The organism is Aeromonas sp. FDAARGOS 1415, assembly GCF_019048365.1.
GTDB lineage: Bacteria > Pseudomonadota > Gammaproteobacteria > Enterobacterales > Aeromonadaceae > Aeromonas > Aeromonas taiwanensis.
On sequence record NZ_CP077363.1, the window covers coordinates 1,044,902 to 1,070,000 of the forward strand.

Here is a 25,099-nt window from a genome sequence, read left to right on the forward strand (position 1 = left end):
GAGGCAAAAAAATACGGCGACCTGGAGTCGCCGTATGAATCAGTGCTACTTGTCCCCTCAACCGCTACATCCTGTACCAGCCGCCACCAGGGCGAGAGACGGATTGAGCATAGGATCGCCAAGATATGAAAACAAATGGTATAAATTCATCTAAGAATTGAAGAGGATTCATATCATGTTGCTGGAACAGTTGGGGCGTATAGACCTCAATCTCTTGATTATCCTGCAAGTCTTGCTGGAAGAGCGCAATGGCAGCCGGGCCGCCCGCCGCCTTCACCTGAGTCAGTCTGCCGTCAGCAAGGCCCTCGGCCGTCTGCGGGAAACCTTCGACGATCCCCTGTTCGTCCGCTCCGCCTACGGGATGGACCCCACCCCCCGCGCCCTGGATCTCCAGCAGCAGTTGCAGCCCATACTGCTCTCCCTGGACAACCTGATCCAGCCGCCGGATTTCGATCCGGCCAGCACGGAGCGGGAGTTCGTCATCGCCAGCATGGACAGCGCCTTCACCCTGTTCGCGCCCCTCTACCTGAGCGAGCTCAAGCGCCAGGCCCCCGGTATCCGGCTGCGTTACGAGGAGTGGACCGAGCACAGCCTGACCGAGATGAGTCAGGGTCAGGTGGACATCGCCTTCACGGTGCGGGAAAACTGCATCAACTCGGACTTCCGGCTCGACACCCTGCCCAACGCCATCTGCCAGCGGCTGCTCACCATCGACGATCTCACCTGCCTGGTGCAGCGGGATCACCCGGCCCTGCGCGAGCCCGACTGGGATCTCGCCCGCTACCTCGCCTACCCCCACGTGCAAACCTACTGCGAGGGGCGGGATCGCTGGATGCTGGATCACAAGCTGGCGGAGCAGGATCTCTACCGCCGGATCGAGGCGACCGTGCCCTCCTTCGAGGCGGCCCTGCGCATGGGCATGCATTCGGACATGATAGTGACCCTCTCCCGGCTCTATGCCCGTCATGCCACCCAGGTCTACCCCTTGGTGCCACTGCCGCTGCCCATCGCCCTGGACAGCATCTCCCATCTGCTCATCTGGCATCAGCGCCACGAGGAGGATCCGGGGCACCGCTGGCTGCGGGAGACCCTGCTCACCCTCATCATGGGCAAGCTGGAGTCCCCCACCAGCGCGGTGGAGAGTGCCGCCTGACGCGCAAAAAAACGGGGCTGTCTCAGCCCCGCTTCGTCAGTTCTGGTTCGTCACCGCCAGATAGTGGTGCACGCCGTCCAGCAGCATCTGCACCGAGATCATCACCAGCAGCATGCCCATCAGCCGCTCCACCGCGGTGAGTCCTCGCTCACCCAGCAGCTTGTTGAACAGCTCGTAGAACATCAGGATGACGGCGCTGGCCCCCCAGGCCATCAACAGGGCCAGGGACCAGTCCACCATCCGGGTCGGCTCCTGGTTCGCCAGCAGCAGCAGGGAGGCCAGGATGGAGGGGCCCGCAATCATGGGGATGGCCATGGGCACCAGGAAGGGTTCCTCCCCCGCCGCCAGCCCGGTCACGCCGCCCGGACTCGGGAAGATCATCTTGATGGCGATGAGGAAGAGGATGATGCCGCCAGCGATGCTGACCGCCTCCTGGCGCAGGTTGAGGAAGCTCAGGATCTGCTGACCGGCGAACAGGAAGCCCATCATGATGACCAGAGAGAACAGCAGCTCGCGGATCATCACCTTGCGCCGCCGCTTGGGATCGACATGGCGAAGGATCGAGAGGAAGACCGGCAGGTTCCCCAGGGGATCCATGATCAGAAACAGCATGACGGCAGCGGAAAAAGTGTCCATACAACGCCCAGGCAGAGCCTTTCAACAAGAGGGGAAAAGAGGGCGAAATATAACAAAGGTGGCGGGATTCGGCGAGCACCCAGGTGTGCCCGCCGCCAGGGATCACCCGTGGTTGCAGATCTTGTCGGCGCGGGTCTGGAACCCTTCGTCGGATTCGATGAACTTGCCGCGCTGGGCCAGGAAGGCGATAAGGGCCTCGGCATCCATCTCGCTCGCGCTGCAGGTATGGAAACGGGCATCGGCGCCAAAGTGCGTCTCGATCGCCTGCTTCAGGCTGGCCCGGGTAAATTGCCCTCCCTGCGCCAGCATCATCTCCATCACTTCGTGGCCGTGTATCGACTGGGACATCTCAAACCTCGTTAATCATCATGTCAGATGCCAATTAAAACCAAAAGTCCGCAGCATGATCTTGATATAAGCCAACAAAGCGCCCTTTTTTGCGCCACCGGGGTGATCGTATTCACCGCTTTGTCGATAATGTGGCAACCTGACGGTGGGACGGCTACACTGGCGCCCCTTTTTGCCATCGCAGACAGAAAATAAGGACATTGGCGTCATGCTGTTCCATGGATTGGTCTTCAAACCCTGGCGGATCTGGACCCGCCGCCCGCTCTGGTTGAAGACACTGCTCGGCATGCTGACCGGGATAGGGCTGGGGCTCTGCTTCAATGAGCAGGCGCTGTTGCTCAAACCCGTCGGCGTCCTGTTCGTCAACACCATACAGATGCTGATGGTCCCCCTCATCTTCTGCTCCGTCATCGCCGGCCTCACCGCTCTGCTCAAGGGCAAGCGCCTGGACCGTATCGCCGGCAAGGCCATCGCCCTCTACCTCAGCTCCACCGCCATCGCCATCTGCATCGGCCTGATGATGGGCTGGCTGCTGGAGCCGGGCATGGGTGCCAATATGGGGCCCTATGAGCGGGGTGCCATGGCAGAGCAGCCGACCCTGGCCAGCGTGCTGAGCCACCTGGTGCCGCGCAATCCGATGCAGGCCATGGTGGATGGCAAGATATTGCAGGTGATCGTGTTCGCCGTGGCCCTCGCCCTGGCCCTCCATGCCACTGGCCGGCGTGGCCGCCCCGCCATCCTCTTTTTCACTTCCCTGGCGGAGGGGATGTTCAAACTGACCCAGATGGTGATGTCACTGGCCCCCTACGGCGTCTGCGCCCTGATGGCCTGGATGACCGGCAAATACGGCGTCAGCCTGCTGCTGCCGCTGCTCAAGGTGATCGGGGCCGTCTACCTCGGCTGCCTGCTGCACGTGCTCGGCGTCTACAGCAGCCTGCTTATCCTGCTGGCCCGCCTCAATCCGCTGCACTACTTCAAGAGCATCGTCGACGCCCAGGCGGTGGCCTTTACCAGCAGCTCGAGCAGCAGCACCCTGCCCATCAGCCTGGCCTGCGCCGAGCGTCGGCTCGGGGTCTCCCCCGCCATCACCGCCAAGGTGCTACCCATCGGGGCCACCATCAACATGGACGGGACAGCCCTCTACCAGGGAGTTACCGCCCTGTTCGTGGCCCAGGCCTTCGGCGTGGATCTGCACCTGGTGGACTACCTGACCATCATCAGCATCGCCACCCTCGCCAGCATCGGCACGGCGGGCACGCCGGGCACCGGGCTCATGCTGCTGACGCTGACACTCACTGCGGTGGGGTTGCCACTGGAAGGGGTGGCCCTCATCGCCGGCATAGACAGGATCCTCGACATGGCGCGCACCACGGTCAACGTCTCCGGCGACATCCTGGTCTCCGTCCTCATCGCCCGCAGCGAGAAGGAGCTGGATCTCGCCACCTACCACGACGCCAGCGCGGGGGATGACATCGACTTCACCCTGCGCTGAGGCCGCGCGGGCGGCACTCAGTGGTCGTGGGGATCGTGATGGCAGCGCCAGCAGATGTCGAAATTGGCGCCGTTCTCCTCCCCGCACTGACCACACAACCAGCCGTTGCCCTGCCGCTGCTGGTAGCGTTCGATGATCCGCCCCGCCTTGCTGCGATCCTGCTCGCACACCATCAGGGTGACCTGCAGCAGATCCACCGGCAGCTCTCCCAGCGCGCCGGAGAGCCCCTCACCGCTCAGCCTCACCCTGACTCCCTCGACCTCCAGCGCCCCTTTGAGTGCGTGCGCCTCCAGGGAGTGGGAGGCCCGATACAAGTTAATCCACTGATCCATACGTTGTCCTCGAAACCGCTTGTCAGTGCCGCCAGCGCGACCCTCATGCCAGGGCGAATACCTCCAGGGAATGGGAGACCAGATACAAGCCAAGCCATGGATCCATAAAAGATCTCCTCACCATTCCCCTATCGCAAGCCTCCCGCCCGAGCCATGCCACCCCGGGCGCCTGGTCCGATGGCCTGTGATCCACTATGGCCCCTCCCTGTCATCCCCACACCGGCACCCGCCCCCGGGCGCCGCTCACAACAGCTTGTCGATGCCATACTCGGGGCCGTTGGCCACCAGAAAATCGATGAATGCCCTCAACTTGCGCGGCATCAGCCGCCGCTCCGGAAACAGCAGGTAGATGGGCACCCTGGGTTGCTGCCACTCGGGCAGCAGCGACACCAGAGCTCCGCTCGCCAGCTCATCATGGCACAGCATGGCGGGCAGGGAGGCGAGCCCCAGCCCGGCCTTGGCCGCCTCCCGGGCACAGGTGATGTTGTTGACCTGGAAACGGGAAGGCGGGTCCACCAGCACCTCGCGCTCCTCCCGCTCGAAACACCAGTGAGAGGACAGAAAGCCGCTGCTGACCGCGATCCGCTCGTGGTGCACCAGATCCTCGGGCCGGCCGATCGCCGGGCTGCGCGCCAGATAATCCGGACTGGCGCACAGCAGCCGCTCCGTGCTCCACAGCCGCCGAGCCGCCAGGTTGGAGTCGCTCATGTCGCCGACCCGTACTATGGCATCCAGCCCCTCGCTGATGGGATCCACGATGCGATTGGTCAGCTCCAGCTCCACCCGCAGCCCCGGATAGGCCTGCAGGAAGTTGGCCACCAGCCTGCCCACCACCAGCTGCCCCGTCTCGATGGGCACCGCCAGCTTGAGGGTACCGGTCACCTCCTGCTGGCTGGCGCTCAGCATCAGCTCGGCCTGGGCCAGCTCTTCCACCGCCTTGCTGCAGCGCAGGTAGTACTGCTCCCCGGCCTCGGTCAGGGTGAGCTGGCGGGTGGAGCGGTAGAGCAGCCGCGCCCCGAGACGCTGCTCCAGCTCGGCGATGCGCCGGCTCACCGTGGCCTTGGTCATGCCCAGCTCCTGGGCGGCGGCGGTGAAGGAGCCCTTGTCGACGATGCGCACCAGAATTAGAGCTGCGTTCAGGTCCATTGTCTCACCAGTGAAACTGTATATCTCATGAATGGATACTAATCGAAACAGTTTCGCGATGTTAGCCTGCCCGCCACAGTTCAGGAAAACCAATATCATGAGTCAACACAAGAAGATCCCCCTGCTGGCTGCCCTGCTGCTGGCACTGCTGGGCATGCTGTTCGCCGCCTACTGGTATCTGCACGGCCGCTACTTCGAGAGCACCGACAACGCCTACCTGCAGAGCGAGGTGACCGGCATCGGCTCCAAGCTCTCCGGCTACATCAGCGAGGTGCTGGTGACCGACAACCAGGCGGTGAAGGCCGGCCAGCTCATCGCTCGCCTCGACGACCGCGAATACAAGACCAGGGTGGCGGAGGCCGAGGCCGACCTGCGTCTCAACCAGGCGACGGCGGAAAATCTCGCCGCCACCCGTACCCAGCAGCTGAGCCTCATTCGTCAAGCCGAGGCCAAGGTCAGCTCGGCCAATGCCGAACAGATTCGGGCCCAGCAGCAGGTGCGCCGGGTCAGCCAGCTCAATCAGCGCCACTACAGCTCCCAGGACAGCCTGGACGAGGTGCGCGCCGGCTTGCAGGTCAACCAGGCCCAGGAGCAGGAGGCCAAAGCCGCCCTGCAGGCCGCCCGCGAGCGGCTGCTGGTGCTGGATGCCGAAGCCAAGCAGAACCAGGCCAAGCTGGCCCTGAGTGAAGCTCAGCTAGAACAGGCCAGGCTGGAGCTTGGCTACACCGAGCTGCGGGCACCGGCCGACGGCATCATCGGCAAGCGCAGCCTGCGGGAGGGGCTCTACGTCCAGTCCGGCATGCAGGTGGCCAGCCTGGTGCCGCTGCAGCAGGTATGGGTCGAGGCGAACTTCAAGGAGACCCAGTTGCAGCACATGCAGCCGGGGCAGAAGGTGGAGGTGATCCTGGATGCCTACCCGGATCAGCCGGTCGAGGGGATCATCGACAGCCTGGCGCCGGCCACCGGTGCCAAGTTCGCCCTGCTGCCGCCGGAGAACGCCACCGGCAACTTCACCAAGATAGTGCAGCGGGTGCCGGTCAAGATCCGCATCCCGGAGCCGGGTGCGCTGGCGGGCAAGCTGCTGCCGGGCCTCTCTACCGAGGTGATAGTGGATACCCGCCCCCCTGAACCCGTGGTGGCCGCCCACTGATGGAACCCATTCCACGCCGCAACTGGATCGCGGTCATGGGGGGCCTTATCGGCGCCTTCATGGCCATCCTCGACATCCAGATCACCAACGCCTCCCTGAAGGACATTCAGGGGGCGCTCTCGGCCACCCTGAGCGAAAGCTCCTGGATCTCCACCTCCTATCTGGTGGCGGAGATGATCGCCATCCCCCTGAGCGGCTGGCTGAGCCGGGGACTGAGCGTGCGGCGCTACCTGCTGTGGACCACGGGCGCCTTCATCGTCGCCTCCGTGCTCTGCTCGTTCAGCTGGAACCTCACCAGCATGATCGTCTTTCGGGCGCTGCAGGGTTTCACCGGCGGAGCCCTGATCCCTATGGCCTTCTCCCTCATCGTCAGCCTGTTGCCGCTGCAAAAGCGGGCCACCGGCATGGCGCTGTTCGGCCTGTGCGCCACCTTCGCTCCCGCCATCGGTCCGACCCTGGGGGGCTGGCTGACGGAACAGATGTCCTGGCACTACATCTTCTACCTGAACGTGCCACCGGGACTGCTGGTGATGGCCATGCTGGCCCACGGACTGGACCGGAAGCCGGTGGACTGGGAGGTGATCAAGCGGGTGGATCTCATCGGCATCCTTACCATGGCGGCGGGGCTGGGTCTGCTGGAAGTGGTGCTGGAGGAGGGCAACCGGGAGGACTGGTTCGGTTCCAGCTTCATTGTGCGGCTCACCGTCATCTCCGTGGTGGCCCTGGTGTTCTTCGTCATCAGCCAGCTGCTGCGCCGCCACCCGCTGGTCAACCTGCGGCTGCTGCACAACCCGCGCTTCGCCCTGGCCTGCTTCGCCTACCTGGTGCTCGGCATGGCGCTGATGGGCTCCATCTATGTGCTGCCCCTCTACATGACCCAGATCCACAACTACAACGCGCTGGAAATCGGCGAGGTGCTGATGTGGATGGGGTTGCCCCAGCTGCTGGTGCTGCCCCTGGTGCCCAAGCTGACCCACAAGATAGACCCGCGCTATCTGGTGAGCTTCGGCTTTCTGGTCTTTGCCATCAGCTGCTTTATGAACGTCAACATGAGCGCCGACTACGCCGGCCCCCAGCTGATCCAGTCGCTCATCGTGCGGGCGCTGGGGCAGCCCTTCATCATGGTACCCCTCTCCCTGGTGGCGACCGCCAGCCTGACCCCGGACGAGATACCCTCCTCCTCCACCCTACTCAACGTGCTGCGCAACCTGGGGGGTGCCTTCGGCATCGCCATCATCGCCACCCTGATCGACAACGATACCCGCATCCATGTCAGCCAGATCGGCAGCACCTTGGCCGCCACCAGCATCGAGGGGCAGAGCTACCTGCTGCAGCTGGCCCAGAGCATGATGACTCAGGGCTCGGATCCGGCACTGGCGCAGCAACAGGCCAGAGCCATGCTGTCGAACACCATCAGCCGCGAGGCAGCCATCATGGCCTACAACCAGGTGTTCTACGTGATGGGCATCTTCCTGCTCATCGCCAGCGCCCTGATGCTGCTGCTCAAGCAGCCGGCCCCGAGAGCGCCTGATGCAGAACCGGTCGAGGCGTGAAAACGGTGGAGATGGAATAGCAAAACGGGCCAGAAGGCCCGTTTTTCATTGCTGCCTGCCGGTCAGCCCGCCAGGGAGGCGGCGATCAGGAACTGGGCGGCGAAGTAGCTGGTCATCACCCAGGCCGTGGCATGGGGGAACGGACGACGGAAACGGTCGAGGGCCAGCATGCTGTCGGAGAAGAGGAACATCAGCGCCCCCACCAGGGCGGCGGCGCTGCCGGCGGTGAGGGAGGCATGCCAGGCGCCGGCGGCCACCCAGGCCATGGCGATGATCACCAGCATGTAGCAGAAGACGGGGATCCGCATCTCCCCAAGACTGCCCCACAGCAGGCCGAACACCAGGGCTGCCAGCCCCAGCAGCAGCAGGCCGTCCACCAGCTTGAGCACCAGGGGGCCCTGGGCAAAACCGACGATGTAGCAGAGGTGCGCGACAAGAAATGCCGCCAGCCCCTGGATGAAGCGATCCCGTGGCAACATCAGCAGTACGTCGCCAGCCAGGGAGAGGCAGAGGCCGATCAGGATCCAGGCATGGGAGCCATTGTGATCGTCACTCTGGTAGCCAAACGCCAGGGCGATGATGAACAGCATGGTCAGGGGCTTGCTGATGTAGAACTGACGGGAGTCTGAGCCATAGGCCGCGCGGATGTGCCACCAGCCCGATGCGATGATCAAGAAACTCAATACCATACCCTGCTCCTCACCGACTGCGCGCGCTCGGGCGGCAACCCCTTTAGTGCACGCAAGAGTAGCAAATTCCCCCGGCCAGTGGCAGAGGGTGAGACATATGGCACCCTACACCTAAAGTCTAATTGCCCCTCCCTCGTGGCTCGGGCATAAGAGACAGCTCTGGAAGATCACCATGGAAGACGCTATGACCAACTACCTGCCCGCCATCGACATCATGATGTGCCACCTTGGCATCAGCTTTGAGCAAGCCTGCGAGCAGCTTGGCCTCAGCCCGCAGGAACAGCAGACCCTCGACCAACTGCAAAAACAGAAGCAGACCCAGTCCAACTAATCTTCCCGGCATCGGCATCCCGATGTGCCACATGCCGGGCATCAGCTTCGAACAGGCCTGCGAGCAGCTTGGCCTCAGCCCGCAGGAACAGTAGACCCTCGATCTGCTGCAAAAGCAGAACCAGTCCAACTAATACTCCGGGCATCGGATTAGAGCAGGCCTGCCAACAGCTTGGCCCCAGCCCACCATAGAAAACGGCGCCCGAAGGCGCCGTTTTTCATTGCACTGGTTTATGGGCGGGCAGCCCGGCGGCGTTGCAGCCAGACCACGGCGCCAAACAGCAGGAAGCCAGGCAGCCACATCAGCTCCTTGTTCCAACGCTCGGTGGGGGCCTTGACGCTCAGGATCTGCTGATCCATCTCCAGCCCCAGCTCGGCGGCCTGACTGCCGAAGGTCACGGTGTCGATCAGGATCTTGCCGTCCTGCTCGTAGGTCTGGATCCCCAGCTTGGCCAGACGATCCTCACCGCTCGCGCCATCCGGCACCGGCAACAGCACAGTGAAGCGGCGCAGCTTGCCCACCGCGTCCTCCCCTTCCATGCGCAGGCGCAGGGTACTCTCGGCTTCCACCTGCCCCATGGTCTGGGCCAGCTCGGCCGGCGCGGCGTCGCGATACGGGTCGTGCAGCATGTCCATCCAGAAGCCGGGACGGAACAGGGTGAAGGCCACCAGCAGCAGCAGCACGCTCTCGTACCAGCGGCTCTTCACCAGGAAGTAGCCCTGGGTAGCGGCGGCGAAGATCAGCATGGCGATGGTCGCCACGATGAAGATCATCACGCCGTGGGCGAAGTCCACGTTGATGAGCAGCAGATCGGTGTTGAAGATGAACAGGAACGGCAGCGCCGCGGTGCGCAGGCTGTAGTAGAACGCCGTGATCCCGGTCTTGATGGGATCCCCCTTGGAGACGGCGGCCGCGGCGAACGAGGCCAGTCCCACCGGCGGGGTCACGTCCGCCATGATGCCGAAGTAGAAGACGAACAGGTGCACGGCGATGAGCGGCACGATGAGACCGTTCTGCTGCCCCAGGGTCACGATCACCGGCGCCAGGAGGCTCGACACCACGATGTAGTTGGCGGTGGTGGGCAGCCCCATGCCGAGGATCAGGCTCAGCAGTGCGGTCAATATCAGCATGAGCAGCAGGTTGCCCATGGAGAGGAACTCCACCAGATCCGCCAGCACCAGGCCGACCCCGGTCTGGGAGACGGCCCCGACGATGATGCCGGCGGTGGCGGTGGCGATGCCGATGCCGATCATGTTGCGGGCACCGGCGATCAGCCCCTCGCGCAGGTCCACCATACCGTCGGTGAAGCTGCCGTAGTCATGCTTGCCGTCGGTGCGCAGCCAGTTCAGCAGCGGACGCTGGGTCAGCAGTATGATGATCAGCATCACCGAGCCCCAGAAGGCCGACAGGCCGGGGGAGAGGCGCTCCACCATCAGACACCACACCAGCACCACCACCGGCAGCAGGAAGTGCAGGCCGGAGAGCAGCACGGCGCGGGTCTCCGGCAGCTCGTCCAGGGGCTTGTCCGGATCTTCCGACGGCAGCGGCTCGTTGCTCGCGGCAATCTTCAGCAGACCCAGGTAGGCGGCAGCCAGCAGCACGCTGATCCCCGGCAGAGCGTAGTCACCCAGCGCCGGCTTGAGCCAGCCCAGGCCATAGTAGACCGCCATGGAGAGGCCGCTGATAAGCGCCGCACCGAAGGCGAAGCCGGTCAGGCGACGCAGCCAGGGGCGCGGCTGACGGTTGCCGATGGGCTCCATGCCGAGCTTGAGCGCCTCGAGGTGCACTATGTAGAGCAGCGCGATGTAGGAGATGGCCGCAGGCAGGAAGGCGTGCTTGATGATCTCCACATAGGGAATGCCCACGTACTCCACCATCAGGAAGGCGGCGGCCCCCATGACGGGGGGCATGATCTGGCCGTTGACCGAGGAGGCGACTTCCACCGCACCGGCCTTCTCCTTGGAGAAGCCGACCCGTTTCATCATGGGGATGGTGAAGGTGCCTGTGGTCACTACGTTGGCGATGGAGGAGCCGGAGATGACGCCGGTCAGGGCCGAGGCCACCACGGCTGCCTTGGCCGGGCCGCCACGCAGGTGGCCGAGCAGGCTGAAGGCGAGCTGGATGAAGTAGTGGCCCGCGCCGGCACGCTCGAGCAGGGCGCCAAACAGCACGAACAGGAAGACGAAGCTGGTGGAGACCCCGAGGGCGATGCCGAACACCCCTTCGGTGGTGATCCACTGGTGGTTGGCCAGCGCATGCAGGCTGACCCCGCGGTGGGCCAGCAGGGAGGGCATCCAGGGGCCGGCCAGGCTGTAGGCCAGGAAGACGATGGCGATCACCGCCAGGGCCGGGCCAAGGGCGCGGCGGGCTGCTTCCAGCAGGAGCGGAACGCCGATACAGGCGACCACGAAGTCCATGGTGGTCAGGTTGCCGGGGCGCTGGGCCAGCTGGTCATACATGACAAACAGGTAGCTGGCGACGGCGGCCCCGATGAGGCCGAGGGCGATGTCGCCAAGCGGCACGCGGTCGCGCGGCGAACTGCGCATGGCCGGGAACACCAGGTAGGCGAGCAGGATGGCGAAGGCCAGGTGAATCGAGCGTGTTTCAGTGTCGTTGAGAACACCGATGCCGAGAGAAAACGGCAGCGGCGAAGCGATCCAGAGTTGGAAAAGGGACCAGATCAGCGCGAGGCCCGCGATGATCCAGCTCATGGTGCCCACCGGCAGGCGGGCTCCCACGTCCTGGGCGATCAGCTCCTCGGCCGAGAGCGCCTCTTGTTGTTGTGTTTGCTGCATAGTGTGACTCTGTTGGTGCTGCAATAAACGAGACTCGCTCCCCCGAAGGAGGAGCGAGTCAGGGGCACATCCGAAGCTGCAACCGGATTACATCCAGCCACGCTCCTTGTAGTAGCGCACCGCGCCTTCATGCAGCGGGGCGGAGAGACCCACCTTGATCATGTCGGCTTCCTTCAGGTCGGCGAAGGCCGGGTGCAGGCGCTTGAAACGATCCAGGTTGTCGAACACGGACTTGACCAGCTGGTAGACCACTTCCGGATCGGCCTTGGCACTGGTGGAGAGCACGGCCTTGCCACCGATGGACGGGGTCGGGTTCGGACTGCCCTTGTACAGGCCACCCGGGATCTCGGCCTTGCTGTAGTAGCTCTTCTCGGCCAGCAGCTTGTCGATCTCGGGGCCGGTCACCGGCACCAGCACGGTGTCGGTGGTGGTGGAGGCTTCCTGGATGGCACCGTTCGGGTGGCCGACGAAGTAGCTCATGGCGTCGATGTTGTTGTCACCCAGGGCGGAGGCCTGCTCGGCGGGTTTCAGCTCGGAGACCAGGCTGAAGGCAGACTTGTCCCAACCCTTCACGGCCATGATCTCTTCGAAGGTGTCACGCTGGCCGGAGCCCGGGTTGCCGATGTTGACGCGCTTGCCCTTCAGATCGTCGAAACCGGCGATCTTGGCATCCTTGCGGGCCAGGATGGTGAACACTTCGCTCTGCAGGGAGAAGACGGCACGGATGTCGTCCATGGCCCCTTCGGCCTTGAACGGCTCGACGCCCTTCATCGCCTTGTACTGGTGGTCGGACTGCATGATGCCGAAGTTGAACTCACCGGAGCGGATGCCGTTGACGTTGGCAACACCGCCACCGCTGGCCGGTGCGTTGCACTTGATCTGGTGATCGGCGGCGCCGCGGTTCAGGAAGCGGCAGATGGACTGGCCCGCCACGTAGTAAACGCCGGTCTGACCGCCGGTGCCTATGGTCACGAAGCGCTCCTGCGCCTGTACCGGACCACCAAATGACACACCGACCAGGGCCGCCGACAAGGCGCACGCCAAGGATAATCCTTTCATGTTCTTCATCCTTTTCATTGATTAATCCCACCCGTTTCCCGGGTGATTATGAGGCAGGCCCGCTCTGCGACGGGATTGCCTATACAGCCTCGTACGAGGAAATGGTCGAGCGACACGCGCTCTTCCATAAGCCACCATCATCCTGCGGTGAGATAATCAGCGTCATGCCGATCGGAGATGATCTGACCACGACCAGGTCAGTTCAAAAGCATCAACGCCCCGATTAAGCACATAACGCCAACATAAATCAAACAAAACAGCAAAATGGCGGATTTAAATAGCGAGAATTTTGAAGCGGATCATTCATTTCTCAATGGCAGATTAATTAGATGTGCCATCGAATGGAAGCAATAAAAAAAGTCATCAGATTCTTTCGTAACCCTTTGCTGGCAGGGATTGCAAGCCTGGTGTGTTATCTCGAAACGGCGACCATATACAGCATAATCGCGATGTCGAAGACGCGGTCATCGCCATAACGCAAGACCCCCGATCCGCTGCCGGATCGGGGGTCTGTTACAACTCGTTTTCATTCGATGCCGAGGGTCACGCCTTGCTGCCGGCCAGCTTCAGAATGAAGGCGAACTCCAGGGCGATATCCTCATAGGCCTTGAAACGGCCCGACTTGCCCCCGTGGCCGGCATCCATGTCGGTGCTGAGCAGCAGCTGGCTGTCGTCTGTCTTCAGCTCCCGCAGCTTGGCCACCCACTTGGCCGGCTCCCAGTACTGCACCTGGGAATCGTGCAGACCCGTGGTCACCAGCATATTCGGGTAGGCCTGCGCCTTGACCTGATCGTAGGGGCTGTAGGACTTCATGTAGTCGTAGTAGCGCTTCTGGTTCGGGTTGCCCCACTCGTCGTACTCGCCGGTGGTGAGGGGAATGGACTCGTCCAGCATGGTGGTGACCACATCGACGAAGGGCACCTGGGCCACCACGCCGCGATAGAGCTGGGGCGCCTGGTTGATAACGGCCCCCATCAGCAGGCCGCCGGCACTGCCCCCCATGGCATAGACCTGATCCCTGGCACCATAGCCCTGGGCCACCAGCGCCTCGGTGACGTCGATGAAGTCATTGAAGGTGTTCTGCTTCTTCAGCAGCTTGCCGTCTTCATACCAGGCGCGACCCAGCTCCTCGCCACCCCGGATGTGGGCGATGGCATAGACGAAGCCCCGGTCCAGCAGGCTCAGACGAGAGCTGCTGAAGTCCGGATCCATGCTGGCACCGTAGGAACCATAGCCGTAGACCAGCAAGGGGTTCTGGCCATTGTGCTTGAACTTGTCCTTGCGATAGACCAGGGAGACCGGCACCTTGACGCCGTCGCGGGCGGCGATCCAGAGCCGCTCGCTGGCATACTGCTCGGCCTTGAAGCCCGCCACCGGCTGCTGCTTGAGCAGGGTGCGCTTGCCGCTGTCCATGTCGAGCTCATAGGTGGAGGACGGCGTGGTCATGGAGGAGTAGCCGTAACGCAGGGCGCTGGTTTCCGGCTCCGGGTTGTAGGCGAGCCAGGTGACATAGGCGGGATCGTCGAAGGCGATCTCCTTCTGCTCACCGCTCTGCCAGTTGACCTGGCGCAGCCGGGTCAGCCCCTGGCTGCGCTCCTCGAGCACCAGCCACTCCTTGAACAGGGCGTAGCTCTCCAGCAGCACGTCGGGATTGGGGGCGATCACCGCCTTCCAGCGATCCACCGGGCTCTCTTTGGTCTCGTACAGGCCGAAGTTCTTGCCGTCCTTGTTGGAACGCACATAGAAGCGGCCACGATAGTGATCCAGGCTGTACTCGTGATCCACCTGGCGGGGCAGGAACAGGCGCGGCGCCTGCACCGGGGTGTTGGCGTCGATGAGCCGCGCCTCACTGGTGGTGGTGCTGGAGAGATTGATGACGATGAAGTCTTCCGAGGTGGTGGCGTAGAGGCTGACGTAGAAGCTGTCGTCCTTCTCCTCATAGACCAGCTGATCCTTGGCGGGATCCGTGCCCAGCTCGTGGCGATAGACCTGATAGGGCAGCAGGGTCTGGGGGTGCTTGCGCACGTAGAACACCGTCTTGCTGTCGTTGGCCCACACCAGGTTGCCCGAGGTGTTCTCGAGCTTGTCGACGGCCCAGGTGCCGCTCTCCAGATCCAGGAACTGCACCTGGTACTGACGGCGGGAGAGGAAATCTTCCGCCACCGCCATCCAGCGGTTGTTGCGACTCACCTCCAGGGCGCCCAGGGAGTAGAACTCGTGGCCCTCGGCACGCTGGTTGCTGTCCAGCAGCAGGCTCTGGGCCCCATCCCCGTCCACCTTGCTGCGGGAGTAGATGGCGTACTCCTTGCCGGGCTCGTAGCGGGTCTGGTAGCGGTAACCATTCTTCACGTAGGGGACGGATTCATCCTGCTGGGGAATGCGGGCCACCATCTCCTTGTAGAGCTGGTCGCGCAGCGGCTTGGCCGGCTTGAGCATGGCCTCGGTATAGGCATTCTCGGCCTTGAGATAGTCCAGCACCTCGGGATTCTGCCGCTCGTCGTCGCGCAGCCAGTAGTAGTTGTCGACCCGCGTATCCCCGTGCTTCTTGAGTGTGTGAGGGTGCTTGGCCGCTACCGGGGGGAGCAGGGTGGACGAAGGGGAGGTATCGCTTGTAGGCATGGCTGGCTCTTCATTGGCATGGGTACAGGGTGCGGCAAGCAGGCAAGCCAGCAGCAACCCTCGGGAAAAGGTAAACATGTCGCATCCTCTGCGCGGTAACAGGGCTGACGGCCCCGGGGGAACGTCATGCATCGACGATCGCACCACCGAGGCCACCAGGAGGACGGCAAGGCAGACGGGAGGGCATCGTCCCTGAGAAAACAAATTGGCGTTCAATCTGCCCCTTGTCGTTCTGGGTTGCAAGCGATCCCCTGACATTCCCCCCAAATCGACGAAAAAGGGCCGCCATCTCGCGATGGCGGCCCCTCTTGCTGACCATGAGCGGCACGGGCTCGCTCAGGTGTGCCTCACATGATGAAAGTGTGCCCGCTCAGGGTCAGCCTGCATCAGCCGGGATAGCTCGACCAGACCTTGGTCGCGCCCTCCTTGTCGATGCTCAGCACCTCATAGGGCTGGCCCGGAATATCCATGCCCGGCGCACTCTGGGGCATGCCCGGAATGGTCAGACCGCGGATCGCCGGTTTTTCCTTGAGCAGCTTCTGCACGTCGGCAGCGGGCACATGCCCCTCCACCACATAGCCATTCACTACCCCGGTGTGGCAGGAAGCCAGCTGCGGAGTAATGCCGTGCTGCTGCTTGATGGGATCGAGCTGCTCGGTTTCCACGACCTTGACCTCAAAGCCGTTCTCTTCCATGTGCTTGACCCAGGTCTTGCAGCAGCCGCAATACTTGGACTTGTAGACGGTCATCTGCTCGGTTGCCAGGGCAGACAGACTGATGGTGCTGGCCAGCACGGCCAGTAACAGGGACTTGTACATAACTCACCTCGGATAAGAAGAAATGCCCAGAAAAGGGGGGATCGACTCAGCAGAGGTGACGGGGCGGGCGTTCCAGCCGCTCCAGCGGCGCATCCGGCGTGAACAGGGAGGGGGAGACGAAGGCTGGCGCGTCAGGCTCAAGTCTTGCGACCGTCAGACTGTCGCTGGCAAGCACCGTCATGGCGAGGGCCGAGGTGAAGCTGCCGCAGGGCATGGCCTTCTCCAGGGTGCGTTCGCTCTGGCTGCAATGAGGCGTCAGGGTACAGAGATCCGTGGCGGCCTGGCTGCCAAACGACATCAGCACCATCAGCAGGCCCCACAGGGGGAGCCAGCGGCGGGCGCGAGCGAATTGGCGACGGGTCAGGACCATGACAGGACTCATTGACGAAAGATGGGGCTATGGTAACCCCTGGCCCAGGGTGAGGGTCAAGCCCGTCACCTGAGGGAGATCAAAAGAAGAGGCAATAGAGGCAAATCGGCACCGGCCCTGGTGTAAACGCCCGTCAGTCGACATGGACAGTGGCGAGCCGGGGCGCTTCTTGATAACGTCGCAACTCGATGTACCTTTGCCGAGTCCTTCCCTTCAGGTTATGACCCCATGAAACGCATTCTGGTTATCTTCTCTCACCCGGCACTGCAGAGCTCCCGGGCAAACAGGCAGCTGCTGCAGGCGATCGACGGTCTGGAGGGTGTCACCCTGCACGACCTCTACCACCACTACCCGGACATGTACATCGACGTGAAGCGGGAACAGACCCTGCTGTCGAACCACGACATCATCGTCTTCCAGCACCCCTTCTACTGGTACTCCTGCCCCGCCATCATGAAGGAGTGGATGGATCTGGTGCTGGAGTATGGCTACGCCTACGGCCCCGAGGCCCACGCCCTCAGCGGCAAGCAGTGGCTCTCGGCCATCACCACGGGGGGCGCGCCCGAATCCTATTGCAGCGCCGGTTACAACCAGCGCCCGCTGCTCGACTTCCTGCTCCCCTTTCAGCAGACGGCGCAGCTGTGCGGCATGACCTGGCTGCCCCCCTTCGTGCTGCACTCCTTTCACAAGATGCGGGATCCGGAGGCACTGCGTCGCTGCGGCCAGGACTATCGTCAGCTGCTGTGCGCCCTGCGGGACGAGCAGCTGACCCCGGCCCAGCTCACCGGCACCTCCTACCTGCGCGATCTCCTGGGGGGGCTGTCATCATGAGGCAAGAAACAAGACCACAAGGGCGGAGGAATCACTGATGGGACACGGACTGCTGTTTGACGCCTTGATCTATCTTTGTGCCGCGGTGATCGCGGTGCCGCTGGCCAAGCGCTGGGGGCTGGGTTCCGTGCTCGGCTACCTGCTGGCGGGCATCATCATCGGCCCCTTCCTGCTCGGCCTGGTGGGGGAGCAGAAGGACGTGATGCACTTCGCCGAGTTCGGAGTGGTGTTGATGCTGTTTCTGGTCGGCCTGGAGCTGCGTCCGGCACTGCTGTGGCAACTGAAGGGGCCCATCCTCGGCACCGGCGGCCTGCAGGTACTGCTCACCAGTGCCGCCCTGACCGGGGTGGCCAGCCTCGTCGGGTTGCCCTGGCAACAGGGGCTCGCCATCGGCCTCATTCTCGCGCTCTCCTCTACCGCCATCGTGCTGCAGAGCATGCAGGAACGCAGGCTGATGCAGAGCGAGAGCGGCCGCTCCGGCTTTGCGGTGCTGCTGTTCCAGGACATCGCCGTCATCCCCATACTGGCGATACTGCCGCTGCTGGCCATCGCTCCGGTCGCCAGCAACGGTGGATCGGAACTCGCCGGCTGGCAGCACGGCCTGCTGGTGGTGGCCGCCATCGCCGGCATAGTGCTGGGCGGCCACTACCTGATGCGGCCGGTGTTTCGCGCCATCGCAGAGGCCCATATGCGGGAGATCTTCGTCGCCGCCGCCCTGCTGCTGGTGATCGCCATCGCGGTGCTGATGGAATCCGTGGGTCTTTCCCCCGCCCTCGGATCCTTCCTCGCCGGTGTGGTGCTGGCCGACAGCGAGTATCGCCACGAGCTGGAGGCGGACATAGAGCCGTTCAAGGGGTTGCTGCTCGGCCTCTTCTTCATGTCCGTGGGGGCCGGCATCGACTTCAGCCTGTTTGCGGCCCATCCCCTGCTCATCCCGGTCCTGGTGGTCGGCCTGATGGTGTTGAAGTGGCTGGTGTTGATGGGGCTCGGCTTCGCCATCCGCATCTCGCCGAGCCAGCGCTGGACCTTTGCCCTGGCCCTGGCCCAGGGAGGGGAATTCGCCTTCGTGCTGTTTTCGTTCGCCGCCCAGAACAAGGTGCTGCCGGGGGATACCATCTCCCTGCTGACCCTGGTGGTGGCCCTCTCCATGGCGTTGACGCCTCTGCTGCTGATCCTCAACGATCGGGTGATCCAGCCCTGGTTCGACTACCGCAACCAGAGCGATGCCCCCGAACACGAGCAGCCGGAACTGGTGGAGCACCCCGTCATCATCGCCGGCTTCGGCCGCTTCGGGCAGATCGTGGGGCGCCTGCTCCACGGCCACGGCATCGGCACCACCATCCTCGAGCAGGACGCCAGCCAGATAGAGATGCTGCGCAAGTACGGCTATCAGGTATTCTACGGCGATGCGAGCCGGCTCGACCTGCTCCATGCCGCCGGTGCCCACAAGGCCAAGCTGCTGGTGCTCTCCATCAACGACCCGGCCACCTCCATCGCCGTGATCGAGCTGGTGAAGAAGCACTTCCCGCACCTCAGGATCCTGGCCCGTGCCCAGGACAGACCCCATGCCCACGAGATCCTGCGCCAGGGCATCGACAGCGTGCACCGGGAAACCCTGGGATCGGCGGTGGATCTGGGGGTAGAGGCACTGACCCAGCTGGGATTCCGGGCCAACCAGGCCTGGCGCGCCGGCCAGATGTTCAAGCAGTACGACAATCGGCTGCTGCGCGAGCAGGTCAACTACCTGGACGACGAGCACACCTATATCAACAAGAGCCTGCAATACCGCGAGATCCTCTCCGACCTGCTGCAAGACGATCAGGAAGGACAGGAGCGTACCCACGCCCACAACTGGAACAGCGGTCTGCCCGACAACGACAAGGAAGCAATATGATTGCCTATTATCCCCTGCTCAAACACCTGCACATGACCCTGGCCCTGGTCAGCCTGCTGCTGTTCCTCTATCGCTGGCTGCTGGCCCTCGGGGGCAGTGCTCGCCTGCAGCAGAAGTGGCTGAAGGTGCTGCCCCACGTCAACGACACCTTCCTGCTACTGCTTGGCGTGCTGTTGGCGGTGACGTTGCAGATGAGCCCGGGTCAGCAACCCTGGCTGATGGCCAAGCTGATCGCCCTGGTGGTCTACATCGGCCTCGGCGTCATGGCGCTCAAGCGCCCGGCCCGCGGCCAGAAGGTGCTGGCAGGTGTCGCCGCCCTGGTGGTATTCGGTTACATGGTGGGCGCCGCCCTCACCAAGTCTCCCTGGTCCTGGCTGGCCTGATGACCTCCTGGGGGGAGGCTTCTCTCCCCCCTCTCCCGCTCCTCTGTATCCCCGTTTGATCCTCATTTCCTCGCAGCCGTCACGGCGGCGACAACCCTGACAAGACTTTATTTCAACCAAAACAAGCCTCAAACAACCCCTCTATGTTGACGATTCATATTTATTATCAATAGCTTGCAGAACTATGTATGAAAATGGCGACAGTTGTCGCAGCAAAACTTGCGACATAGACTGTCGCAACCCATGGCTAGGATACACTCAACGCTAAACCAGTGAAGGCAAGCACCATGAGTAAGAAGCTGTTACGACAACTGACCTTGGCGCGTTGCATCCCGCACCGCCCTTACAAGCTGACCGCCAGCCAACTCCAGGTAAAACTGGAAGAGGAAGGCATTCACGTCAGTCTCCGTACCGTGCAACGGGACCTGGAAGAGATGTCCGGCATGGGGTTGTTCGATCTCACCTCCGATGAGCGCAGCAAGCCCCATGGCTGGTGCTTCGAACGACACGGTCTCAACGACTTCGCCAACATCATGCCGCTCTCCCTGGCTGTGGCCCTGAAGACCTGGAGCGACCAGGCGAGCCAACTGCTGCCAGCCAGCGTGCTGACCGAATTGAACCCGCTGGTCGACAAGGCCGGCCAGGTGATCCGCGACAGCCAGAGCGAACTGGCCGAACGCTGGCTGGAAAGCGTGCATCAGTCGCCGCGTCCGTTTGCCGGCAACCCGGAGATCCGTCGCAGCACCCTGATCCGCGACGCCCTCTGGCGCGGCCGCAAGTTCAGCGCCGAGATCCAGCGTGTCATCAAGGAGCGCACCGTGTGGCTCTGTTATGACCGCATCAATCCCCTCGGCATCCTGAACCAGACCGATGGCCCTATCCTGCTCTGCACCCTGTCCGAGCTGGATCCCAAGGTCTACGGCATTCCGTTCGATCACATCAAGAACGTGGAGCTGACCAACTTCAGCGCGACCCAGCCGAAGGACTTCAATATCCAGAAGCTGATCCGCGACCAGGGTTATCAGGACGTCAGCGGCCCGATCCGCTTCGTCGGGCGCATCGATGCAAACTGCCCGACCCTGATCGACGGGCAAATCCCGGGACATAACCCGCGTATGACCCGCTATGACAAGCGCAGCGTGGTAGTCGAGACCGAAGTGCAGGACACGCCCGAGTTTCGCTCCTGGCTGAACAACATGAGCGGCAACCTGGAGGTTCTGGCCCCCGAGTCCCTGCGCAAGGCATATACGACACCGGGTACCCGAGTGAGCTGATCTCCCCAGCCATCCATGATGAAAAGCCGAGCCTGCGCTCGGCTTTTGTCTGTTTTTCACACATATTTATTCAATTAATTTTTAACTCTTACTCCCCTGATTGAACCCGCAGTACCATCGTTTTCCTGCCGTTTTCTGCTTGTGAGAGATCTGCCATTCCCCCTGTAAGACCCCTCAGTCTCTGGCCGTACGTGAAGCCATCCAGGGTACGGCATGCTTTCCATGGAAACTAATTAACAGTTTGATATTATTAGGAAATTAACGTCATCATCACACTTGGATTTGTCAGCCAATCGATCCCAATGACTTCAGATGCCTTGTAGATGCGCTCGATTGCCTTAGTATGGGTCTCACAAGGACGAGCTGATTCGGCAGGATGCAGAAACAGCGCATAATCAGGGAATAATCCACAGGACGTGGACAAGGAACACCTCGGGATGAGGCCGATGACCTGGATGATTATCGCAAGGATAGACAGGACAACCGCGGGATGCGGTCGCTGGACACCTCGGGACGAGGATGAGTGGTACGGATAGTCACTCTCAAGGATGGCAAGGGAACCCCGCAGGAAGCGGCAGGAACCAGCTTCAGGATGAAGCGAGATAACCAGGGTGGTTATCTGTCAGGACGACACATGGAACACCACGGGATGTGGTAATGGACACCTCCAGGATGGAGAGGGTGAAGCAATCAGGAGCGATTGCCAGGCTAGGATGGCCACAGGACACCCCAACGGAATGGGAAGGGGAAATTCCAAAGGAAGGGATAGAGTCAAGGATTGCAGGGAGCATGGCAGTTCAGGGACTGGACGACATGACTTGAGGGGACGGCAGACGCCGTCCCCTTTTCTTATATCTGTCTACCACTGAATCGCCCCTACTTTCCTAGACACCCCAAGAGCCTCAAACTGAGGTCATTCAGGAGGTGTTATGAGCAAACAGCAACGTTACACGGAAGAATTCAAATTGGCCGCCGTCAAGCAAGTGACTGAGCGGAATTACCCAGTGGCAGAGGTTGCTGAGCGGCTTGGTGTTTCCAGCCATAGTCTTTACGCCTGGATCAGGCGCTACAGCCAACCCGACGTGCAGCAACAGCATGACTCCAGCCAGCAAGCCGAAATTAGGCGCCTCAAGGCTGAACTGCGCCGCGTCACCGATGAGCGAGATATCTTAAAAAAGGCCGCCGCGTACTTTGCCAAGCTGTCAGGGTAAGGTACGCCTTCATCCGGGAGCACGCGTCCACATATCCCATCCGCAGACTGTGTCGAATGATGAATGTCCACCCGAGCGGTTATTACGCCTGGCAGCTCCAGCCTTTATCTGCCCGAGCCCTGGAAGACCAACGCCTCCTGGGCCAGATCAAGCAATGTTGGCTAGAAAGCGGGGGCGTCTATGGTTATCGTAAGATCCGGGATGACCTGCGAGAGATGGGAGAGACCTGCGGGAAACACCGGGTGGCGCGATTAATGCGTCATGAGGGTTTACGTTCACAAACCGGTTATCGTCGCCGTCCCGGTCATTATGGTGGCCAGCCGGCAGTGGTTGCACCGAATCATCTTGAGCGCCAGTTCGATGTGACTGAGCCAAATAAGGTCTGGGTAACGGACATCACTTATATCCGAACCCATGAAGGCTGGCTCTATCTGGCCGCAGTATTGGATTTGTTTTCACGACAAGTCATTGGTTGGTCAATGAGGCCAAGGATCGACCGAGAGCTAGCCATCAGCGCGTTACTGATGGCGGTGTGGCGACGGCGACCTGAGCAGGAAGTGTTGGTTCATTCCGACCAAGGTAGCCAGTTTAGCAGCTATGACTGGCAGGATTTTTTGCGGGAGCACCGGCTCAAGGCCAGCATGAGCAGACGTGGTAACTGTCATGATAACGCGGTGGCGGAGAGTTTCTTCCAGCTCCTAAAACGCGAGCGGATCCGACGTAAAACCTATGCGGATCGCGAGGAGGCCCGGCGGGATGTGTTCGATTACATTGAAATGTTTTACAACCCCAAGCGTCGGCACAGTTTCAACAACGGGCTATCGCCAGTAGAGTGTGAAAAGCAATATTTCGAACGGCTCAAAAGTGTCTAGAGAAGCCGGGGCGATTCACTATATCCTTTATCTCTCGCTATCAGAGGGGCCCGGCTTTTATAAGCAAAAGAACCGCCCGATGTAGCGGACACCGGAGATGGAAATGGCCAGAAAAGAAAAAAGCCCAGTCTTTCGACTGGGCTTCTTGTTAGTGGCGGAGCGGACGGGACTCGAACCCGCGACCCCCGGCGTGACAGGCCGGTATTCTAACCGACTGAACTACCGCTCCGCATTCGGTTAGCTTTCGCTAAATCTTTTGCCGCTTCTTCTGAGGTGTCATCCTCGCAGCCAGTAACGTAATTTTGCACATCACTGTTTAATTGGGTGCCTGGCAGTGTCCTACTCTCGCATGGCGAATGCCACACTACCATCGGCGCTACAGCGTTTCACTTCTGAGTTCGGCATGGGGTCAGGTGGTTCCACTGCGCTATTGCCGCCAGGCAAATTCTTCAATCTGAGAAAGCTGATGTAAGTAGTTTCGTATTCGTTACAAGGCTCGAAACACTTCTTGGGTGTTGTATGGTTAAGCCTCACGGGTAATTAGTATGGGTTAGCTCAACACGTCGCCGCGCTTACACACCCCACCTATCAACGTTGTGGTCTCCAACGGCCCTTTAGGACCCTCAAGGGGTCAGGGATGACTCATCTCAGGGCTCGCTTCCCGCTTAGATGCTTTCAGCGGTTATCGATTCCGAACTTAGCTACCGGGCAGTGCCACTGGCGTGACAACCCGAACACCAGAGGTTCGTTCACTCCGGTCCTCTCGTACTAGGAGCAACTCCCTTCAATCATCCAACGCCCACGGCAGATAGGGACCGAACTGTCTCACGACGTTCTGAACCCAGCTCGCGTACCACTTTAAATGGCGAACAGCCATACCCTTGGGACCGACTTCAGCCCCAGGATGTGATGAGCCGACATCGAGGTGCCAAACACCGCCGTCGATATGAACTCTTGGGCGGTATCAGCCTGTTATCCCCGGAGTACCTTTTATCCGTTGAGCGATGGCCCTTCCATTCAGAACCACCGGATCACTATGACCTACTTTCGTACCTGCTCGACCTGTCCGTCTCGCAGTTAAGCTGGCTTATGCCATTGCACTAACCTCCTGATGTCCGACCAGGATTAGCCAACCTTCGTGCTCCTCCGTTACTCTTTGGGAGGAGACCGCCCCAGTCAAACTACCCACCAGGCACTGTCCGCGGCCCAGATTCATGGGCCTGCGTTAGAACATCAAACATACAAGGGTGGTATTTCAAGGACGGCTCCAGCGCAACTGGCGTCACGCCTTCAAAGCCTCCCACCTATCCTACACATGTAGGTTCAATGTTCAGTGCCAAGCTGTAGTAAAGGTTCACGGGGTCTTTCCGTCTAGCCGCGGGTACACCGCATCTTCACGGCGAATTCGATTTCACTGAGTCTCGGGTGGAGACAGCATGGCCATGGTTACACCATTCGTGCAGGTCGGAACTTACCCGACAAGGAATTTCGCTACCTTAGGACCGTTATAGTTACGGCCGCCGTTTACCGGGGCTTCGATCAAGAGCTTCGCTTGCGCTAACCCCATCAATTAACCTTCCGGCACCGGGCAGGTGTCACACCCTATACGTCCACTTTCGTGTTTGCAGAGTGCTGTGTTTTTGATAAACAGTCCCAGCCATCTGGTCACTGCGACTCCCGTCAGCTCCATCCGCAAGGGACTTCACCAACAAGAGCGTACCTTCTCCCGAAGTTACGGTACTATTTTGCCTAGTTCCTTCACCCGAGTTCTCTCAAGCGCCTTGGTATTCTCTACCCGACCACCTGTGTCGGTTTGGGGTACGATGACTTGTAATCTGAAGCTTAGAGGCTTTTCCTGGAAGCAGGGCATCAATGGCTTCCGCACCGTAGTGCGTTCGTCTCGTGTCTCAGTGTTGTGTCTCCGGATTTGCCTAGAAACACCACCTACGCACTTTCACCAGGACAACCGTCGCCTGGCCCACCTAGCCTTCTCCGTCCCCCCATCGCAATTACAAGTCGTGCAGGAATATTAACCTGCTTCCCATCGATTACGCCTTTCGGCCTCACCTTAGGGGTCGACTCACCCTGCCCCGATTAACGTTGGACAGGAACCCTTGGTCTTCCGGCGAGGAGGCTTTTCACC

General features: G+C 61.4%; 20 protein-coding genes, 1 tRNA gene and 2 rRNA genes (1 of these 23 only partly in view). 10 read left to right on the top strand and 13 right to left on the bottom strand.

Annotated features, from left to right (window positions below):
* The first annotated feature begins 175 nt into the window (after positions 1-175).
* Entirely contained in the window at positions 176-1,153 is a 978-nt protein-coding gene (locus I6L45_RS04990) for a LysR substrate-binding domain-containing protein (protein ID WP_216983610.1), read from the top strand.
* Positions 1,154-1,189: 36 nt separating this feature from the next.
* On the opposite strand, the gene I6L45_RS04995 is transcribed toward I6L45_RS04990, so the two are convergent.
* Positions 1,190-1,789, bottom strand: a complete 600-nt coding sequence (locus I6L45_RS04995; protein ID WP_043756783.1) for a YhgN family NAAT transporter — start codon at positions 1,787-1,789, stop codon at positions 1,190-1,192.
* Between the two features lie 102 nt (positions 1,790-1,891).
* The gene (locus I6L45_RS05000) at positions 1,892-2,137 is read right to left on the bottom strand and encodes a YecH family metal-binding protein (RefSeq protein WP_043756778.1); all 246 of its coding nucleotides are present in this window, start codon (positions 2,135-2,137) and stop codon (positions 1,892-1,894) included.
* A 208-nt stretch (positions 2,138-2,345) separates the two neighbouring features.
* Here I6L45_RS05000 and I6L45_RS05005 point away from each other — a divergent pair, with 208 nt between their 5' ends.
* Positions 2,346-3,629, top strand: coding sequence for a dicarboxylate/amino acid:cation symporter (locus tag I6L45_RS05005; protein ID WP_216983611.1), 1,284 nt, complete (start codon positions 2,346-2,348; stop codon positions 3,627-3,629).
* 17 nt (positions 3,630-3,646) lie between these two features.
* Here the strand turns inward: I6L45_RS05005 and I6L45_RS05010 are convergent, their stop codons facing one another.
* Both I6L45_RS05010 and I6L45_RS05015 read right to left on the bottom strand, forming a co-directional pair.
* Complete coding sequence (locus I6L45_RS05010; protein ID WP_043756772.1) at positions 3,647-3,961, bottom strand: DUF2007 domain-containing protein; 315 nt, start codon at positions 3,959-3,961, stop codon at positions 3,647-3,649.
* A gap of 243 nt (positions 3,962-4,204) precedes the next feature.
* Complete coding sequence (locus tag I6L45_RS05015) at positions 4,205-5,107, bottom strand: LysR family transcriptional regulator (RefSeq protein ID WP_216983612.1); 903 nt, start codon at positions 5,105-5,107, stop codon at positions 4,205-4,207.
* 97 nt (positions 5,108-5,204) lie between these two features.
* Between I6L45_RS05015 and I6L45_RS05020 the strand changes: the two genes are divergently transcribed.
* Complete coding sequence (locus tag I6L45_RS05020) at positions 5,205-6,257, top strand: HlyD family secretion protein (RefSeq protein WP_216983613.1); 1,053 nt, start codon at positions 5,205-5,207, stop codon at positions 6,255-6,257.
* On the top strand, positions 6,257-7,810 hold the full coding sequence (locus I6L45_RS05025) for a DHA2 family efflux MFS transporter permease subunit (protein ID WP_216983614.1): 1,554 nt from the start codon (positions 6,257-6,259) through the stop codon (positions 7,808-7,810). The genes I6L45_RS05020 and I6L45_RS05025 overlap by 1 nt, the downstream gene beginning before the upstream one ends.
* Before the next feature lie 62 nt (positions 7,811-7,872).
* Here the strand turns inward: I6L45_RS05025 and I6L45_RS05030 are convergent, their stop codons facing one another.
* Positions 7,873-8,499, bottom strand: a complete 627-nt coding sequence (locus I6L45_RS05030; protein WP_216983615.1) for a lysoplasmalogenase — start codon at positions 8,497-8,499, stop codon at positions 7,873-7,875.
* A gap of 172 nt (positions 8,500-8,671) precedes the next feature.
* Here I6L45_RS05030 and I6L45_RS05035 point away from each other — a divergent pair, with 172 nt between their 5' ends.
* A complete protein-coding gene (locus tag I6L45_RS05035) occupies positions 8,672-8,830 on the top strand; it encodes a hypothetical protein (RefSeq protein WP_005332188.1) in 159 nt (52 codons plus the stop codon).
* A 230-nt stretch (positions 8,831-9,060) separates the two neighbouring features.
* Here I6L45_RS05035 and I6L45_RS05040 read toward each other — a convergent pair whose 3' ends face one another.
* The 5 genes from I6L45_RS05040 to I6L45_RS05060 all read right to left on the bottom strand — a co-directional run bounded on the left by I6L45_RS05040 (position 9,061) and on the right by I6L45_RS05060 (position 16,491).
* On the bottom strand, positions 9,061-11,625 hold the full coding sequence (locus I6L45_RS05040) for a TRAP transporter permease (RefSeq protein ID WP_216983616.1): 2,565 nt from the start codon (positions 11,623-11,625) through the stop codon (positions 9,061-9,063).
* Between the two features lie 87 nt (positions 11,626-11,712).
* Positions 11,713-12,684, bottom strand: a complete 972-nt coding sequence (locus tag I6L45_RS05045; protein ID WP_134697058.1) for a TAXI family TRAP transporter solute-binding subunit — start codon at positions 12,682-12,684, stop codon at positions 11,713-11,715.
* 543 nt (positions 12,685-13,227) lie between these two features.
* The gene (locus I6L45_RS05050; protein WP_216983617.1) at positions 13,228-15,381 is read right to left on the bottom strand and encodes a S9 family peptidase; all 2,154 of its coding nucleotides are present in this window, start codon (positions 15,379-15,381) and stop codon (positions 13,228-13,230) included.
* Positions 15,382-15,689: 308 nt separating this feature from the next.
* Positions 15,690-16,121: a DUF411 domain-containing protein gene (locus I6L45_RS05055; protein WP_043756752.1), complete on the bottom strand. Its 432-nt coding sequence runs from the start codon at positions 16,119-16,121 to the stop codon at positions 15,690-15,692.
* Between the two features lie 46 nt (positions 16,122-16,167).
* Positions 16,168-16,491 (bottom strand): hypothetical protein, encoded by a 324-nt coding sequence (locus I6L45_RS05060; RefSeq protein ID WP_043756749.1) that lies wholly within the window; start codon positions 16,489-16,491, stop codon positions 16,168-16,170.
* A gap of 228 nt (positions 16,492-16,719) precedes the next feature.
* On the opposite strand from I6L45_RS05060, the gene I6L45_RS05065 reads away from it, so the two are divergent.
* From I6L45_RS05065 to I6L45_RS05085, 5 genes are all read left to right on the top strand, one after another.
* Complete coding sequence (locus I6L45_RS05065) at positions 16,720-17,322, top strand: NAD(P)H-dependent oxidoreductase (RefSeq protein WP_134697056.1); 603 nt, start codon at positions 16,720-16,722, stop codon at positions 17,320-17,322.
* A gap of 37 nt (positions 17,323-17,359) precedes the next feature.
* The gene (locus tag I6L45_RS05070) at positions 17,360-19,216 is read left to right on the top strand and encodes a monovalent cation:proton antiporter-2 (CPA2) family protein (RefSeq protein ID WP_216983618.1); all 1,857 of its coding nucleotides are present in this window, start codon (positions 17,360-17,362) and stop codon (positions 19,214-19,216) included.
* Positions 19,213-19,599 carry a SirB2 family protein gene (locus I6L45_RS05075; protein ID WP_134697054.1) on the top strand — a complete coding sequence of 129 codons (387 nt, stop codon included), beginning with the start codon at positions 19,213-19,215 and terminating at the stop codon, positions 19,597-19,599. Before I6L45_RS05070 ends, I6L45_RS05075 begins: the two co-directional genes overlap by 4 nt.
* A 287-nt stretch (positions 19,600-19,886) precedes the next feature.
* Positions 19,887-20,873 carry a YafY family protein gene (locus tag I6L45_RS05080; protein ID WP_167576929.1) on the top strand — a complete coding sequence of 329 codons (987 nt, stop codon included), beginning with the start codon at positions 19,887-19,889 and terminating at the stop codon, positions 20,871-20,873.
* A gap of 929 nt (positions 20,874-21,802) precedes the next feature.
* Positions 21,803-22,956 (top strand): IS3 family transposase gene (locus I6L45_RS05085; protein ID WP_216982260.1). Its coding sequence is split into 2 segments (ribosomal slippage): positions 21,803-22,040 and positions 22,040-22,956, totalling 1,155 coding nucleotides; the frame shifts between segments, so codons are not numbered across the junction.
* Between the two features lie 152 nt (positions 22,957-23,108).
* Here the strand turns inward: I6L45_RS05085 and I6L45_RS05090 are convergent.
* The 3 genes from I6L45_RS05090 to I6L45_RS05100 form a co-directional block, all read right to left on the bottom strand.
* Positions 23,109-23,185 (bottom strand) — tRNA-Asp (locus I6L45_RS05090).
* Positions 23,186-23,282: 97 nt separating this feature from the next.
* A 5S ribosomal RNA gene (rrf, locus tag I6L45_RS05095) occupies positions 23,283-23,397 on the bottom strand.
* 78 nt (positions 23,398-23,475) lie between these two features.
* A 23S ribosomal RNA gene (locus tag I6L45_RS05100) occupies positions 23,476-25,099 on the bottom strand (it continues 1,265 nt past the right edge of the window).

Coding starts and splice junctions, on each gene's coding strand:
- I6L45_RS04990 (WP_216983610.1), top strand. CDS start 176: ATGTTGCTGGAACAGTTGGGGCGTATAGACCTCAATCTCTTGATTATC.
- I6L45_RS04995 (WP_043756783.1), bottom strand. CDS start 1,789: ATGGACACTTTTTCCGCTGCCGTCATGCTGTTTCTGATCATGGATCCC.
- I6L45_RS05000 (WP_043756778.1), bottom strand. CDS start 2,137: ATGTCCCAGTCGATACACGGCCACGAAGTGATGGAGATGATGCTGGCG.
- I6L45_RS05005 (WP_216983611.1), top strand. CDS start 2,346: ATGCTGTTCCATGGATTGGTCTTCAAACCCTGGCGGATCTGGACCCGC.
- I6L45_RS05010 (WP_043756772.1), bottom strand. CDS start 3,961: ATGGATCAGTGGATTAACTTGTATCGGGCCTCCCACTCCCTGGAGGCG.
- I6L45_RS05015 (WP_216983612.1), bottom strand. CDS start 5,107: ATGGACCTGAACGCAGCTCTAATTCTGGTGCGCATCGTCGACAAGGGC.
- I6L45_RS05020 (WP_216983613.1), top strand. CDS start 5,205: ATGAGTCAACACAAGAAGATCCCCCTGCTGGCTGCCCTGCTGCTGGCA.
- I6L45_RS05025 (WP_216983614.1), top strand. CDS start 6,257: ATGGAACCCATTCCACGCCGCAACTGGATCGCGGTCATGGGGGGCCTT.
- I6L45_RS05030 (WP_216983615.1), bottom strand. CDS start 8,499: ATGGTATTGAGTTTCTTGATCATCGCATCGGGCTGGTGGCACATCCGC.
- I6L45_RS05035 (WP_005332188.1), top strand. CDS start 8,672: ATGGAAGACGCTATGACCAACTACCTGCCCGCCATCGACATCATGATG.
- I6L45_RS05040 (WP_216983616.1), bottom strand. CDS start 11,625: ATGCAGCAAACACAACAACAAGAGGCGCTCTCGGCCGAGGAGCTGATC.
- I6L45_RS05045 (WP_134697058.1), bottom strand. CDS start 12,684: ATGAAAGGATTATCCTTGGCGTGCGCCTTGTCGGCGGCCCTGGTCGGT.
- I6L45_RS05050 (WP_216983617.1), bottom strand. CDS start 15,381: ATGTTTACCTTTTCCCGAGGGTTGCTGCTGGCTTGCCTGCTTGCCGCA.
- I6L45_RS05055 (WP_043756752.1), bottom strand. CDS start 16,121: ATGTACAAGTCCCTGTTACTGGCCGTGCTGGCCAGCACCATCAGTCTG.
- I6L45_RS05060 (WP_043756749.1), bottom strand. CDS start 16,491: ATGGTCCTGACCCGTCGCCAATTCGCTCGCGCCCGCCGCTGGCTCCCC.
- I6L45_RS05065 (WP_134697056.1), top strand. CDS start 16,720: ATGAAACGCATTCTGGTTATCTTCTCTCACCCGGCACTGCAGAGCTCC.
- I6L45_RS05070 (WP_216983618.1), top strand. CDS start 17,360: ATGGGACACGGACTGCTGTTTGACGCCTTGATCTATCTTTGTGCCGCG.
- I6L45_RS05075 (WP_134697054.1), top strand. CDS start 19,213: ATGATTGCCTATTATCCCCTGCTCAAACACCTGCACATGACCCTGGCC.
- I6L45_RS05080 (WP_167576929.1), top strand. CDS start 19,887: ATGAGTAAGAAGCTGTTACGACAACTGACCTTGGCGCGTTGCATCCCG.